The organism is Luteimonas lutimaris (genome assembly GCF_039537065.1).
GTDB lineage: Bacteria > Pseudomonadota > Gammaproteobacteria > Xanthomonadales > Xanthomonadaceae > Luteimonas > Luteimonas lutimaris.
On record NZ_BAAAZU010000001.1, the window covers coordinates 346,719 to 362,675 of the forward strand.

Annotated in this window: 10 protein-coding genes; 5 read left to right on the plus strand and 5 right to left on the minus strand. The window is 67.8% G+C overall.

All coding sequences use genetic code 11. The features are described 5' to 3' along the window. Positions 1-31 precede the first annotated feature (31 nt). The 5 genes from acs (at position 32) to ABD679_RS01620 (ending at position 9,311) form a co-directional block, all read left to right on the plus strand. Entirely contained in the window at positions 32-1,987 is a 1,956-nt protein-coding gene (gene acs, locus ABD679_RS01600; protein WP_425561821.1) for an acetate--CoA ligase, read from the plus strand. A 7-nt stretch (positions 1,988-1,994) separates the two neighbouring features. Beyond that, positions 1,995-2,666 (plus strand): response regulator transcription factor, encoded by a 672-nt coding sequence (locus ABD679_RS01605; protein ID WP_344758172.1) that lies wholly within the window; start codon positions 1,995-1,997, stop codon positions 2,664-2,666. A gap of 262 nt (positions 2,667-2,928) precedes the next feature. After that, positions 2,929-5,607: a hypothetical protein gene (locus tag ABD679_RS01610; RefSeq protein WP_344758173.1), complete on the plus strand. Its 2,679-nt coding sequence runs from the start codon at positions 2,929-2,931 to the stop codon at positions 5,605-5,607. A gap of 140 nt (positions 5,608-5,747) precedes the next feature. Beyond that, positions 5,748-7,883, plus strand: a complete 2,136-nt coding sequence (locus ABD679_RS01615; protein ID WP_344758174.1) for a phage tail family protein — start codon at positions 5,748-5,750, stop codon at positions 7,881-7,883. 93 nt (positions 7,884-7,976) lie between these two features. After that, positions 7,977-9,311: a hypothetical protein gene (locus ABD679_RS01620; RefSeq protein WP_344758175.1), complete on the plus strand. Its 1,335-nt coding sequence runs from the start codon at positions 7,977-7,979 to the stop codon at positions 9,309-9,311. Here the strand turns inward: ABD679_RS01620 and ABD679_RS01625 are convergent. The 5 genes from ABD679_RS01625 to ABD679_RS01645 all read right to left on the minus strand — a co-directional run bounded on the left by ABD679_RS01625 (position 9,278) and on the right by ABD679_RS01645 (position 15,841). Beyond that, on the minus strand, positions 9,278-9,871 hold the full coding sequence (locus ABD679_RS01625) for a hypothetical protein (RefSeq protein ID WP_344758176.1): 594 nt from the start codon (positions 9,869-9,871) through the stop codon (positions 9,278-9,280). The two genes, ABD679_RS01620 and ABD679_RS01625, sit on opposite strands and share 34 nt — an antisense overlap. Next, entirely contained in the window at positions 9,868-10,560 is a 693-nt protein-coding gene (locus ABD679_RS01630; protein WP_344758177.1) for a hypothetical protein, read from the minus strand. Before ABD679_RS01630 ends, ABD679_RS01625 begins: the two co-directional genes overlap by 4 nt. Further along, entirely contained in the window at positions 10,557-11,264 is a 708-nt protein-coding gene (locus ABD679_RS01635; RefSeq protein WP_344758179.1) for a hypothetical protein, read from the minus strand. Before ABD679_RS01635 ends, ABD679_RS01630 begins: the two co-directional genes overlap by 4 nt. Before the next feature lie 201 nt (positions 11,265-11,465). Next, positions 11,466-12,161: a hypothetical protein gene (locus ABD679_RS01640; protein ID WP_344758180.1), complete on the minus strand. Its 696-nt coding sequence runs from the start codon at positions 12,159-12,161 to the stop codon at positions 11,466-11,468. 233 nt (positions 12,162-12,394) lie between these two features. Beyond that, positions 12,395-15,841, minus strand: coding sequence for a hybrid sensor histidine kinase/response regulator (locus tag ABD679_RS01645; protein WP_344758181.1), 3,447 nt, complete (start codon positions 15,839-15,841; stop codon positions 12,395-12,397). Between the last annotated feature and the right edge of the window lie 116 nt (positions 15,842-15,957).

Below are 15,957 nucleotides of genomic sequence, written 5' to 3' on the forward strand. Positions count from 1 at the left end.
GGGTGGTTCCCGTGTCATTCCGGTGGAAGCCATGTCCGATATCCCTTCGATCTATCCCGTTCCCGATGACTTCGCGGCCAGGGCCGCCATCCGCCACGACGATTACGAGCGCCTGTACGCCGAGTCCGTCCGCGACCCCGATGCCTTCTGGGGCAAGGTCGCCGAGCGCCTGGACTGGGACCGCAAGCCGACCAGGATCCGCGACGTCAGCTACGACCTGCAGGACTTCCACATCCGCTGGTACGCCGATGGCGAACTCAACGCCAGCGTCAACTGCCTCGACCGACACCTGGCCACGCGCGGCGACAAGACCGCGCTGGTGTTCGAGCCCGACGACCCGGACGCGCCGGCGCAGAACGTCACCTATCGCGAACTGCACGCGCGCGTGTGCCGGCTCGGCAATGCGCTGCGCAGCCTTGGCGTGGGCAAGGGCGACCGCGTCACCATCTACCTGCCGATGATCGTCGACGCCGCGGTGGCGATGCTGGCCTGCGCGCGCATCGGCGCGATCCACTCGGTGGTATTCGGTGGCTTCTCGGCCAACTCCATCGCCGACCGCGTGCGCGACTGCCAGTCGAAGGTGGTCATCACCGCCGACGAAGGCCTGCGCGGCGGCAAGCCCATCGCGCTGAAGGCCAACGTCGACGCCGCGCTGAAGATGCCCGGCACCAACACCGTCGAGACCGTGCTGGTAGTGCGCCACACCGGCGGCGCGGTCGACATGCAGATGCCGCGCGACCGCTGGTTCGACGCCGTGGTCGACAGCCAGCCCGACACCTGCGAGCCCGAGCGCATGAACGCGGAAGACCCGCTGTTCATCCTCTACACCTCCGGCAGCACCGGCAAGCCCAAGGGCGTGCTGCACACCACCGGCGGCTACCTGGTGTTCTGCGCCTACACCCACGAGGCGGTGTTCGACCTCAAGGAAGACGACGTCTACTGGTGCACAGCGGACGTGGGCTGGGTCACCGGCCACAGCTACATCGTCTACGGGCCGCTGGCCAACGGCGCCACCGCGGTGATGTTCGAGGGCGTGCCCAACCACCCGGACTTCTCGCGCTTCTGGCAGGTGATCGACAAGCACAAGGTGACGATCTTCTACACCGCGCCCACCGCGATCCGCGCGCTGATGCGCGAGGGCGACGAGCCGGTGAAGAAAACCTCGCGCGCCTCGCTGCGGCTGCTCGGTTCGGTCGGCGAGCCGATCAACCCGGAAGCCTGGCGCTGGTATTACGACGTGGTCGGCGACGGCAAGCGCCCGATCGTCGACACCTGGTGGCAGACTGAGACCGGCGGCATCCTGATCTCGCCGATCCCCGGTGCGATCCCCACCAAGCCCGGCTCGGCCACCAGGCCGTTCTTCGGCGTACAGCCGGCGATCGTCGACGCCAACGGCCAGGTGCTCGAAGGCGAGGCCGAGGGCAACCTGGTGATGCTCGACTCCTGGCCGGGCCAGATGCGCACCGTCTACGGCGACGACCAGCGCTTCATCGATACCTACTTCAAGACCTATCCGGGCATGTACTTCAGCGGCGACGGCTGCCGCCGCGATGCCGACGGCTACTACTGGATCACCGGGCGCGTGGACGACGTGATCAACGTCAGCGGCCACCGCATCGGCACCGCCGAAGTCGAAAGCGCGCTGGTGCTGCATCCGAAGGTGGCCGAGGCCGCCGTGGTCGGCTTCCCGCACGACATCAAGGGCCAGGGCATCTACGCCTACGTCACGCTCGTGGCCGGCGAGGAGGAGAGCGAGGACCTGCGCAAGGAACTGGTGAAACAGGTGCGCAGCGAGATCGGCCCCACCGCCACGCCGGACTACATCCAGTGGGCGCCGGGCCTGCCGAAGACGCGTTCGGGCAAGATCATGCGCCGCATCCTGCGCAAGATCGCAGAAAACGCGCCCGACCAGCTCGGCGACACCAGCACTCTGGCCGATCCGTCGGTGGTCGACTCGCTGGTCAAGCAGCGGCGCGTGCCCGACTGAGCGCCCGATGGCTTCGACCATCCTCGTCGCCGACGACCATCCGCTGTTCCGCGAAGCGCTGCGCGGCGCGGTGCAGCGCGTGCTGCCCGACGTGCAGCTGCGCGAGGCCGAGGATGTCGACGCACTGTACGCGCTGGTCGACGCCGAACCCGACGCCGACCTGCTGCTGCTCGACCTCAACATGCCCGGCGCGCAGGGCTTCTCCGCGCTGGTGCACCTGCGCGCGCTGCATCCGCAGCTGCCGATCGTGATGGTGTCCGCGCGCGAGGAGCCGGCGGTGATGCGGCGCGCGCTCGACCACGGTGCGATGGGCTTCATCCCCAAGTCCGCCGACGCCGCCACGCTTGGCGAAGCGATCACCCGCGTCCTCGACGGCGACCGCTGGGCCCCCGCCGCCGCCAGCGCCGCGCCCGCCGCATCGGCCGACGAACACGACGCCGCCCAGCGCGTGCGCGACCTCACCCCGCAGCAGTTCCGCGTGCTGCAGATGCTCGGCGAGGGCCTGCTCAACAAACAGATCGGCTACGAACTGGGCGTCTCGGAAGCCACCATCAAGGCGCACATGACCGCGATCCTGCGCAAGCTCGGCGCCAGCAACCGCACGCAGGCGGTGCTGGTCGCCGGCAGGCTGGCGCTGGATCCGGGGGCGGTGAAGCCGCAGCCGGAGGAAGGCGAGTAGCTTGCCGGTACCGAGAGGAGTGGAGGCAATTTATCAGGCCGAGAGAATTAATCGCGTCTGGAGTGTCCCGACGAACTCGGACACCTGATAACGGGGGACCAAACCACTAAAGCCGAGCGCTCCGGTGACTACTCGAGGCGTCTTCCCTAGTTTTAGCAGGTGCCCGCATGGGGCTTTCCCTAGCTGGTGACTCCTCGCAGGCGTAGGACAATGAAACTCCGGATGGCTGCGACCGGGCTGGCCGCATGAGTAGGAGTCCCAGATGACCACGATCGGTACCGGCGCCATGCGCCCCGATGGAAACGCACATCCATCCACGCACAATCATGGAGTTGGCCAGGCTCCGCAGCAGGTCGGGGATCGGCAGGACGCTAACAAAGCGGGACAACCGGTTCCGACAAATGAATCCGAGCGCCCAGATGGCTATCAGAACACGCCATCGCAGCAAACACTGCAGCAGCGCACGGATCAGGCTCACCGGAAGTATGCCGGCACGCTGTCTGATCTGGATAAAGCGAAGCCGGGTGAGCGATTCGAAGTAAGGCGCGGCGCCGAAGAAGCGTTCAAGTGGGCGGTGCTTGAGGAGATCCACGGCAAAATCCAGGATGCCTACGGACAAGGCACTCCCTACTCCACCAACGAACTGATCAGGACCTATGGTGAATCCATCCGGGACCGCTATGCGGGTGATCCGCGAGTTGCGTCCGTTATTGACCGTGCGATCTCGTCCGCTCTGAGGAACACCGCTGAAACAAGGAACGAAGCAATCCTTGACCAGGTGGAGAAGATCAAGAGTGATTCCGGTATAAGCAGTGAACAGAAGCTTGTTTCATTGACGGAAGTCCTGGACGGGCAGCCACGCAGCGTCGTCGAGAAAGTCCTCGGTGATCCAGATGTGCACGGGTGGATCAAGGACGCTTGCGCCTACATCGATGCGCCGATGAAGGATGCGGCGCACGACAACAAGGCCATCAAAGCGTACGAGTCCGCGCAACGCTTTGTCGAACTGACCGATCAACTCCACCCGGCCCTGATCGCGAATCTCGTTCGCGAGGAGTTGCCCAACATCCGTCAGATCGTTCGGGATACGGTGGGCGACGACACGTATCCGTTGTTCCTCGTCACGGCGAGCCTGGGACGGCTGGATAGAAGTCACGAATCCGATCTCATCATCGATGATGTCGCCAAGGCCATGCTCGATGCCCAAGACATGTGGGGCTCGGAGTCAAACGGAGGTGGGCTGGCGGATCTACTCTATGGCAGCAGCCTGAACTCACTGGATGCAAGACTGGCAGTGGCTGTTGCTGAAGGCTTGCGTTCGACCGGAAAACTTGATCTGGCGGATCAGGTCGAGACAAGGTCGGCCGAAGGTATCCGGGATGGCATGGTCAAGCGCACCGGTGGCCCGCTGCAGGAATTCGAGGCAGCCAACCAGGCCGCCAACGAGACCGACAAGAAGTTGGCTGTTCTGTTGATGCGTGCGGAGCCTTTGACCTCCGGGGAGAAGGAAATATTCATTCAAGCCTTCCGTGCCGATGAAAAGAACCAGCAGGTCTACGACCATCGCGAACAAGCCGCACGACAGCTGGTTGCCTCCTGGGAGAGTGCGGAAAGTCGCCAGGCCATGCTGTATGCCCTTGCTCACGATCCGGAATTGAGCGGGTACGTCCAGCACTTGGTCGAGGGTTTGAGGAACGCCGGGCATGCCGATGATGCAATCAAGCTGCTGGCAGCCATCAAGAACGACAAGGCGGCATTTCAGACATTTGAATCGCAGCAGCCTGGATTCGTGGACGGATATTTGGAACAGGGGATTCCCAGTGCGTTCCTCGAGATCATGGCGAGAAACGGTGGAGATACGGAAGCGGCATTGGTAGAACTGGGTAAAAACCTGGAGCCTTTCGTCGTCAATACTCAGGCAGGCGCCGCCGCTTGGCAGGCAATCGGCATGATGGCCAGCAGCCCGAAGGCCAGTCCCTTCTCCGCGCAAACCATGGCGGACAGTTTCAAATCCGCCAGTGCTCTTGGCAAAGGTTTTTCGTGCGGATTGGCGGCACTCGGATTATTCGTGAACGTAGCCAATGGAGTGAGTGCACAGGGTCTTGATGATCAGATCAAGGCCTATGGCCGGGCCGGATTGGATGTGTCGCAGATCACGATGGCCGCCGTGAAGGATATGTTCAAGCCGGGAACCCTGTCCAATACAACTGTGGAGCTTGGAGACAAGTTCCTGCAAAAAATCGCGCCGGGGCTGCAAACCCTCTTCAGTTCGATCGAGTTCGTGCAATCCATCGACGCTGCCAAAGCGGATGGGGACGTCGATGCCGGCGAGGCATTGGGCATTGCAGGCGGGTTGTTCAGCGTGGTTGGCTCAGTCGTGATGTTCGGCTCCGGCCCCGTTGGCTGGCTGATTGCCGGTGGCGGGATACTGCTCAAGGGGATCGGCGAGTGGATAAGCGGCCGGATCAATGCCGACGCACAGGACAGGGATCTGAATCGCTACCTGGAACAGGTCGTGGATCCCGACTTGCGCGAGGCGATTGTTGCTGGCGATGCAGGCCAGGTAGACAAGCTTCTGAGCCTGGGGATGAGCACCGAACAGCTCCAGGAATTGGGAGTGCGATGCCCGAATCTGTTCAAGCTGACGGCGGGAATCCACACGTATGATCTCGACATGATGTCGGCAACCCTGGACAAGGCTGGCATCAACGGCGACCAGTTCTACCGCATGCTGAAATATGTAGATGATGCCGGCGCCACTCCCGGCAGCGGCATTCTTCCTCTGCTGACAGCACTCAGTACGGGTCGATTCCCTGAAGCCCACCTCGCCGACTCCAGAACACACCTGATCGAAGGTCTCAGGAATTTGCAGCAACAGGATTTCGAACCGGAATGGAAGCGGGCGTTCGGACTTGCGGCCGATTGGCTGGAAGAGAACTGATACACCCGCTGCGGGGCGCTGCTTCCCCCTGTCCGATACGGTCGGCATCTCCTCCCGGCTAGGGAAAACCCCGATTTTCGACTCCTGTCGCAGATGCTAGTTTCCGGGCAATCCTGAAACGCTCGCCCGGAGTTCTGTCGATGTCGGTCAACCCCTCGAATCCGTACGGTCCGCTTCCCCACCAGCAGCCCGAGCCGGTCAAGCCCTTGGTGGAGTCCCTGCCCGCGGCAACGCCCGAAGAGGCGAACGAGACTGTGGCCGGGATGGACGAGGCGGCGCTGGAGACGTTCGAATCCGACGTGAAGCAACTGCCGGCGGCGGAACGCGAGACCCTGCTCAATGACCTGGCGGGCAAGCTCGAGGCCGAAAACCTGGTCAAGCTGCACCCCGCCTTCGGCGCCGACGCCGTTGCCTCCGCGGTGGAGGGCCACGCCGGCGCGGTCACGCAGGCCGACTATCTGGTCCTGGCCGCACCGCAGGACGTCACGACGAAGCCGCTGTCGTTCACGGGCGCGGAAGGCGTGGAGGGCCTGCAGGAGGCCTACGCCGATGCGAAGAAGGACGCGGACAAGCTCAACGAGGAACTCAACACGTTCCTCCTGCGCGCCGGTCCGCTGACCGACGCGCAGCGCGCGAAGTTCATCGAGGCATTCAAGTCGGCCGACGGCCACGCCGACGTGTACAAGGCCGAAGCCGACGCGGCCAAGGCGCTTGGCGATTACGTGATCGAGCATCGCGACGCGATCCTCGAGGCCGCCGCCAAGGATCCGTCGCTGGCCGAGGACGTCGTCAAGCTGCTGGGCGACCTGGCCGATTCGGGCAATGGCGAGCTGGCGCTCGACATGCTCGGCAAGATCATGGCCGACCCGGCGTCCGACCTCGGCAAGGCGTTCGCCGGGCACACCGATGACTTGCAGGGCGAGCTGTTCGAGCGCATTTCCAGCGCCGCGACCACCGAGATCATCGCGCGCCACGACGGCGACCTGCAGGCGGCCGTCGCCGACCTGAAGGAGGCCTACCAGCCGTTCAAGGACGTCAAGGGGCTGTTCGACGGCGTCAAGGGCGGCGTCGGCAGCTTCAAGGACGGCATGGCGATGCTGGACGCCGTGGCCGAGGGCAACTTCGACGCGCTCAAGAAGATGGGCGACGAGTTCGGCGAATCCTCGTCGTTCTCGCGTGCAATGTCCGCCGCCGGCATCGTGATCGGCGCGGTCAAGGCCGGCCAGAGCGCGAAGGAAGGGGAGTTCCTCGAAGCGATCAACGGATTCGCATCGGCCGGCGAGTCCGGCCTCAATCTCCTGGCCGGCGCGACCAAGCACCTGACCGACGCCGGCAAGTTCGCGCAATATGCCGACGACGCGGCGAAGTTCGCCCGCTTCGCCGCCAGGCTCGCCCCGGGCCTGGGCGTGATTGCCAGCGCCACGTCGCTGGCCATCAATACCCAGAAGGCGGCCGATGGCAAGAACGTCGGCTACGCCCTCGCGATCGTCGGCGACACCTTCAGCATGCTGGGCAGCGCGATCGAACTCATTCCCGGAGCGGGGACCGCGGCCGGTGCCGTCATCAACGGCATTGGCGCGGTGATCTCCGCCATTGGCGGATTCATCGGCGACGCCATCGACAAGCACCAGACCGCGCAGGAGCTGCGCGGCTACATGGAAGCGACCGGGCTGGACAAGGCCACCATCGACCAGCTGCTCGGCAGCGGCGAAGCGCAGAACATGGCGGCCGCGGAGCTGGGCCTCACCGGCGAGCAGTGGCAGGGCATGCTCGCGAAGGACGGCTTCCTGGCCTTCGGGCCCATGATCTTCAAGGAGGCCGCGGCCGCCTACGGCCTGCAGGGCGACCAGGTGGTGGAATTCTTCAACCAGCTGCGATCGGAAAATCCCGATGCGCTGCTCGAGTTGATGAAGCAGTTCGGCGAGGCGCCGACGCTGGGCGTGAACTACGCGCCGCTGATGCGCGATTTCATCGAGAACAACTTCCACGATGCGCACGAGTACGCGCGCAGCCAGGAAACCTCGGACACCAGGCCCGACGGTACGACCAAGTCTCCGGAGGAAAAGGCCGCGGATGACTACGCGGGCATCCGCAGTGGATCCCTGGGCGACATCGTCGACAAGACCGAGGCGCTGCTCAAGGCGAATGACGACCATGCGTACCGGGTCGAAGTGCTGAAGCTGCTCGCCAAGGAGCCGTATATTTCCAAGGAAGTCGTGCTCGTGATGGCAATGGATTACGGCGTGGATCCGGACAAGGAGCTTGACCTGTTCTAGTCCTGAGCGGGCAAGAAGGCCGGTGTCGCGCGGCTTGAGCGAAAATCGCCCTTGTGCGATACCACGGCGATCGTCGTCCACGAGGATCGTGTCTTGAACAGCGCTGCCGCGGAATCCGCTTCGTCGCTTCCGGACGGGCAAGCGTGGGCGCAGATCCCACGGCTCGCCGCGCGCCTGCTGTGCAATCACTGGCCGCAGTTGCTGTTCTGGTTCTTCGCCCAGCGCGTGTCGTACTACCTCGGGATGAAGCTGTCGGTCGCGCTGGCGCTGCAGTCGCCGCTGCTGGGCTATGCGGGCATCGCGCTGCTGGTGCTGGTGCAGCTGGTCACCACGACGATGCTGTTCATCGCGGTCAAGCCATCGCTGCCGGCGGTATCGAGCGCGCGGGCGGGCGACTGGCTGCCGCCGATGCAGCCTTGGAGCCTTTCGCTGGGGGCGGCACTGCTGCCGTTCTTCGCCTTCTATGTCACCTGGGGACTGCTGGAGAACGTCAAGCGCGACTTCGGTGCCGCGTTCTTCGAGCACGATCTGGCTGCCGCGCTCGAGCAAGCGCTGCAGTCGGTGGGCACGGGCGAGGCGGCGCCCGACTACGTGAACTGGCGCAACGTAATGGGCCTGCCGGGTTTGTGGATCGCGTTGCTGGTGTCGGCGATGGTGCGCCACTTCGCCAGGCTGCGCGCGACGGCAACGAACCGTCTGGGCTGGGTGCTGCTGGCGACGCTGTGCGAGGCGTACTGGGTGTTCATCGGCGTCACCGCGATCGCGTCGGTCATGGGCGACGTCAAGCAGGCTTGGCGCGAAACCCGCGTCTGGGTGGCGGTGGCGGCATGGTGGGAAGATCCCGCCGTGTCACAGGTGTCGCTGGGAGGTGCCAAGCAACTCGCGCTGCCGCTGATGGCGTTCGTGCGCACGGTGTCGGGTGCGGCGCTGCCGGCGCTGGTGTGGCTGGCCATCACCGCGATCATCTACGGCCTGGACCTGCGGCGCCGGCAGCGGATCGACGCCGCGGACGAGCGCCTGGGCACGCTCGCCACCCGCTACCAGCGCAGCAACGTGCTGGTGCAGCGCTTCGTGCGCAAGGTCAGCGGCGGCTGGGTCAGCAAGGGCGTACCTGTGGTCAACAGCATCCGCCTGGTACTGCAGGCCGGGCTGCCGGCCCTGGTCACGCTGTGCGTGGGCTGGGAGCTGCTGGTGTTCGTCGATGCGTGGGGCTGGCGGGCGGTGGTGAGTCTGATCGGCCCGATGGACCACGACACCTGGCGGGCGGTGGCGACGCCTGCGGGGATGCTTGTCGGCGATCCGACCTCGGTGCAGCCCACGCTGCTGGTGCAGGTGCTGCGGACCGTGCTGCTGGCGGCGACGTTCGACTGCGCGATCGCGCGCCTGCGCAGCACTCAGCGGCCGCCGGGCAGCGCCATGTCGAGATAGGCGCCGGGTGGTTCGGTAGCTTCCGGGGGCAGCGGGAACAGCTGCAGCTCCAGCCGCAGGTCCGAAGGCGGTACGTCGTCGGGCAGCAGGAAGGGCAGGCGGACCACGTACGGTTGGCCGATGGGGCGATCGTGCGGGCGTGTGCAGTCCAGCGCGAAACCGGCACGACGGCTGTACGTCACCAGGGTTTCGGGCGCAAACCGCCAACCCCGGCCGCGGTCGTCGCGCAGCAGCAGCGAGCAGCGGGAGGTGTTGCTTTCGCCGGTGGCGGTCTGGTCGGGGCGGATCTCCAGTTCGGCCAGTAGCACGCGCGCGTTGTCCGGCAACCGCAGGTCGCGGGGCAGCATGGCCCGGTCCTGCACGGTGATGCCGCGCAGGCGCCAGCCGGCGCCGGCGTAGCGGCCCCAGGCGCCGGCCGGCACCGTGCGGGCGGCATCTGCCCGGTGGATGCGGAACTCGCGGTGGCGGTCGAAATGTGGCCCGACCACCGCGCCCGCGGCCAGCACGGCCGCGCCCAGCAGCCATGGCCCCTGCCGGCGCCACCAGCCGGCCGCGCTCACAGCACGCCCCCGTGCACCACGAACGTGCGCAACTCCGCTGCTGCTTCGCCGCGCAGCGCGTCAGCGCGACGACGGTCGATGCCCAGGTCGATGTCGACCACGTTGTCGTTGGGCATCATCACCGCGCCGAGATGGAATCGCGCGCGCAGGCCTTCGAGCCGGTCGGCGGGCACTTCGAAGTACAGCCGGCCGGTTGCAGGGAATCCCGGCGCCAGCGACTGCCCGGCGACGTTGGATTCGAACATCCGCCCGCTTTCGCCGCCGTGGTCGAAGGGATGCCCAGGCTCGACCGGGGATTTCGCGATCGCCGCGTATTCGCGGCCGTCGCGGTCGCGCAGGAAGGCCGTGACCCGGCCCGGGTCCAGGGTGACCTCCACGCGCACCGGCACCGACAGCCACAGTCCGCTGCTGGGCAACTTCTCGAGCGGCGCGCTGCCGGTGATGCCGGGCGTGGCCAGCATCCTGCCGGTTTCCAGCGTTTCGTCCGCGGGAATCTGCACGTTGAATCCCCGCGCCTGCGCAACCTCGCCGGGCGCGCCGCGCACCACGATCGGCGCGAAGCGCTCGACGTAGTCCGGTTCGTGCCGGCGCAGCCAGAAGACGGTGCTGGCCGCCAGCAGCAGGACCATGGTGTTGGCGGCAACGCGGCGCCAGCGCGATCGCGACGCATCGGCCACGGCCGCGCTCACCGGCCCGCCTCCACTGCGGTGAGTTCGCCCGGTCGCCGGTCTTCGACCGCAATCTCCCACAGCCCGGCAGGTGCAGCACGCACCCAGCCTTCCTTCTGCGTCAGCCAGGTGCTGGGGCTGAAGGTATAGCCCATCACCGCGACGCGCAGCAGCGCGGGGACGGGTGGGTCCCGTGGCGACAGCCGCCAGCTCAGCACGGCCTGCGTCGGCATGCCCGGCTGCAGCGTTAGCTGCGCGCCGCCGACGCGTTCGACACTGGTCGCCATCCGCGGATCGCCCGGCGCCCCGGCTTCGCCGGCTAGCCATACCAGGTCCTGGCCCAACTTGCCGGCCGGCGGCATGCTCCTGCGGTCGAGCCAGGTGACCGTGGCGGCGACGTACAGCATGTCGGAGTCGGGGTCGACGTAGTCGAGCTTCTGCGATGGCCGGTGCGAGCGCCATGCCGAGTGCACGGTGACGTCGTACAGGCCCGCGTCGACGGCCGCGCCGGCCGGCTGCGGTTCGAGCGCGGCGATGCCGGTCGGCTTCTCGACCCGGTCGAAGCCCCCGGCCAATCCCGTGGCCGCCGCAGCGACCGCCAGCGCCGCCGCCAGCACCCGGCCCCAGCGGTGGCGCAGGAGCTTGACGTAGCCGTTGCCGGCCAGCGCGTCACGGGCGTCGGACAGGACCCGCGCCTTCAGCGAACCGGACGGCGGCGGATTCAAGCGGCGCCCCCCGGCGTGCAGGCGTATGCGGTGCACGCGATGACTTCCGTGTCGGGCGGCCTGGCGAACATGCGGAGGCATGAAGACGTGATGGGAGTAGTGGCCATCATGCCAAACCTGCGCGAAGCGATCATGGACGCGCGGTGATCGCCACTTGCGCTTGCAATGATCGGGTGCCGCGCCGCGCAGGCGTGCCTCCGCCTACCGGCGCATGTCGCGCTCTGGCGCCAGCGTGTGGATCACCTTGCCCTTGACATCGAGGAATTCGATCGCGCCGTAGCCCTCCGGCGTCACGGTCATGCGCACGCGTGCCTGATCGTCCGCATCGGCCAGTGCGACGGCGGGCGTACCGTCGGCGGCGACGCTCAGGCGGATGCGTGTGGGGGTGTCGACGCCGGGCACGAGCCGGTTGTCCAGCGCCGGTTCGCGCAGCAGCGGCGGCGCCTGGTTGATCGAGAAGGCCACCGCGCCGTCGGGCATCACCCGCCAGCCGATCGCGTCCATGGCCGGATGGTCGAGCGCAAGCACGGCGGCAGTGCCGCCTTCGGTGTCGGCGACGCCGAAGCCGCCGCGCTCGCTGCCTTCGGCGTCGTAGAGGATCAGGCCGGACACGCCGAACACGCGCTTGTACTGGATGCCGTCGATGATCGGCGGTGGCGTGTCGGCGGCCAGCGTCATGCGGATGGTGCCGTCGTCGTCGATGATGTCAATGCGCCGGGCGGTGATGCGCTCATGATCGACCGCTTCGACGCGCGTCTCGGGTGCGCGGTCGAGAATGGCGTGCTGCAGGGCGTCCAGCGACGGGCGGGACGGCGCGGACGGGGATTGCGCGAGGGCCGGCGCCGTCGCTGCCAGCAAGGCAAGGCCCAGGGTCGTGGCGAAGTGGTGTGGGGACAAGCGGATCTCCTCGGCCGTCGGTGCGGTCGTGCGGGGAAGAAGAGGGTGATGGCGCATCGCATGCAGCTGCCATGCGCGACGCGCGATGGGGCCGCGAATCGCGTCGCAAGGATGATCGCAGACGACGGCCTGCAAAGGGCCTTCGGGGTGCGCGATGCGTCGCGCGCGGGTGGCCTGCGAATTCGTGCACGGCACCGGACCCGCCAACCGGTGCGTCGGGCTCCGCTGGTGGTTCAACCCGGCGCCGGACCGCGCTGCGCGGCCAGGAACGCCCGCAGCGATGCCGGCTTGATCGGCTTGGTCAGCACCCGGTAGCCGCGTGCGCGGGCGGCCTGTTTCAGGGCGTCGCTGCCGTCGGCGGTGAGCAGGGCGCCGGGCAGCTGCGGGTTGCCCGCGCGCAGGGCGTCGAGGGTGTCGAGGCCGTCGAGGCGGTCGTGCAGGTGGTAGTCGACCAGCAGCACGTCGGGCTCGCCGGCCATCTTCGCCAGCGCCTCGTCGACGGTGGCCGCCCGCAAGACCTCCACTTCCCAGCGGCCGAGTAGCGCCGCCATGCCGGCGAGGATGTCGGAGTCGTTGTCCACGCACAGCACGCGCATGCCGGTCAGCGAGTCGGGCAGGCCGCTGCGCGGCATCGGCAGCGCGGCGACGGGGCCATTCGCGCACGGGACGAAGATCGAGAACATGCTGCCGCGTCCCGGCGTGGAGCGCACGCGCATCGGCTGGTCGAGGATGTGCGAGATGCGCTGGCAGATCGACAGGCCCAGGCCCAGGCCCTGCTCGCCCCAGTTGGTGGGCTGCTCGTAGCGCATGAACTCCTCGAAGATCTGGCCCAGGTGGTGGTCGGGGATGCCCGGGCCGGTGTCCCAGACCTGCAGTTCGACCCGGTCGCCGCGCGGGCGCGTGGCCAGCACGATGCGGCCCTCGCGGGTGTAGCGCAGCGCATTGGCGAGGAAGTTCTGCAGTACCCGGCGCAGCAGGCGGCGGTCGCTGCGCACCGGCAGCGAACGCAGGTGCAGGCGCAGGTCGATGCCGCGCGCGGCGGCCATCGGCGCGTACTGCGCGGCGAGCTGGCGCAGCAGGTCGCCGGCGTCGAAATCCTCGATCTCCGGCTGCAGCGCGCCGGCGTCCAGGCGCGAGACGTCGAGCAGGCCGTCGAGCAATTCCTCGGCCGCGCGCAGCGAGGTGTCGACGCGTTCGGCCAGGTGCCGCTGCTCGGCCGGTTCGCTGGCCTCGCGCAGGGCCGACGTAAACAGGCGCGCGGCGTTGAGCGGCTGCAGCACGTCGTGGCTGAGCGCGGCCAGGAAGCGCGTGCGCGACTGCTGCGCGTCGGTGGCCTCGCGGGTGCGCGCGGCCACGCGTTGCTCCAGCGTCTCGTTGATCTCGCGCAGCGCGGTCTCGGCGCGCTTGTAGTCGGTGACGTCGCTGTAGCTGGTGACGTAGCCGCCGCCGGGCAGCGGCTGGCCGCGCATCTCGACCACCTGCCCGGACGCGCGCACGCGCTCGAACACGTGCGGAGAGCCGGCGCGCATGTAGCCGATGCGCTTGTCGATCTGCGCCTGCACGTCGTCGTCGGCGACCTCGTTGCTGCCCAGTTCGCCGCGCTCGGCGTTGTAGCGGATCAGGTCGGCAACCGGGCGGCCGACGTAGAGCATGCCGTCGGGATACTCGAACATCTCCTGGTAGCGCCGGTTCCACGACACCAGGCGCATGTCGCGATCGACCACGCTCACGCCCTGGCCGAGGTTTTCCAGCGTGCTCGACAGGATCTCGCGGTTGAAGCGCATTTCCTGCCCGGCCTCGTCGAGCACCGCGACCACCTCGGCCACGTCCATGCCCGACCCCTTGAGCGCGCGGGTGAGCACCAGGCGCGCGCTCGACGAGCCGATCGCCGCGGCCAGCATGCGCTCGGTGAACTGCACCCAGTGGCGGTCGGCGGCCGCGTGCGGGGCGAGTGCGTCGCCGCGCGCCTCGGCCTGCTCGGCGAAGGCGCGCCGCGCCGGCCGCTCGCCGACGATGCGCCCGGCCAGCGCCAGCAGGTCGGCGACCTGCACGCCGCTGTGCGAGGCGCCGGGCACCAGCGCCGGGCGCGCGGCATACGGATCGAGGAACGGCGCGTTGCGCAGGCGCTCGTCGAAGCCGGGCCGCCAGCGCGCCGACACCAGGAACAGCGCGCCGATGTTGAGCAGCAGCGACCAGAACGTGCCGTGGGTCAGCGGATCCCAGCCGACCAGCCCGAACAGCTGCCGCGGCCGCAGCCAGCCGATGTCGAACAGGCCGTGGTCGACCCAGCCGCGATCGAACCAGCCGGCATCGGTCAGCGCCGGCAGCAGCAGCGTGTACAGCCATGCGCCGAAGCCGAGCAGCAGGCCGGCCTCCACGCCCTGGCGGCTGGCACCGCGCCAGTACAGTCCGCCGATCAGCGCCGGCGCGAACTGCGCCACCGCCGCGAACGACATCAGCCCGTACGACGCCAGCGTGGTATCGCTGCCGCTGACGCGGTAGTAGCCGTAGGCCATCGTCGCGAAGCACAGGATCGCGATGCGGCGGATCCACAGCACCGTGGAGGCGACGTTGCCGCCGTGGCGCTGGGCCCAGCCGCGGCGCAGCAGCGGCGGCATCACCAGGTCGTTGCTGACCATCGTCGCCAGCGCCACGCTGGCCACGATCACCATGCCGGTGGCGGCCGAGAAGCCGCCGACGTAGGCCGCCAGCGCCAGCCAGTCGCGGCCCTCGGCCAGCGGCAGCGCGAGCACGATGCTGTCCGGCGCGATGCCGGGGTCTGCGTTGAACAGCGCCACGCCGGCGCTGGCGATCGGCAGCACCATCAGCGAGATCAGCGCCAGGTACGTGCCGAACATCCAGCGCGCGCGGCGGATATCGGCCACGTCCACGCACTCGACCACGGCGACGTGGAACTGCCGCGGCAGGCAGATGATGGCGGCGAAGGCGAGCAGGGTCTGACCGATGAAACCGACCGGCCGCTGCTCGACCAGCAGCGTGCGGGTGGCTTCCACCAGGTGCAGGTCGCGGCTGGAGAACCAGCCGATCGCGAAGATGCCGACGGCGACCAGCGCCACCAGCTTGACCATCGATTCGAGCGCGATCGCCAGCATCATGCCCGGCCGGTGCTCGCTGGCGTCGACCTGGCGGGTGCCGTAGAGGATCGCGAACAGCGCCATCAGCCCGGCCACGTACAGCGCCGGGTCGCCGAGCGCCGAATGCGACACCGCGCGCCCGCCGAGCACGCCCAGGCTCACCGCGACCGCCTTGTACTGCAGCGCCAGGTACGGCACCGCCGCGATCAGCGCGATCACCGACACCATCGCCGCCAGCCGCTGCGAGCGCCCGTAGCGCGCGGCGATGAAGTCGGCGATCGACACCGTGCCCTGCGACTGCGCGATCAACGCCAGCCGTTCGAGGATGCGCCAGCCGAACAGCAGCATCAGCAGCGGGCCGAGGTAGATCGGGAAGTAGCCGATGCCGGTGCGCGCCGCGGTGCCGACCGCGCCGTAGAACGTCCACGACGAGCAGTACACCGCCAGTGACAGGCTGTAGACCAGCGGCCGCAGCCAGCTGCGCCCCTGCGAATACTGCGGATGGCGGTCGCCCCACCACGCCACCACGAACAGCAGCGCGGCGTAGGCCACGGAAACCAGCAACAGGATCCAGCCAGGCAGCATGCGGTGCCCTCGACGGCGACAGGACGAGTGTAGCCGGCAGGCCGGGGCGTGGATTGCAGTTGATCTTGCAGGAGCGGCTTCAGCCGCGAGCTTTTCTTCGGCAGCCAGTTCGGTCC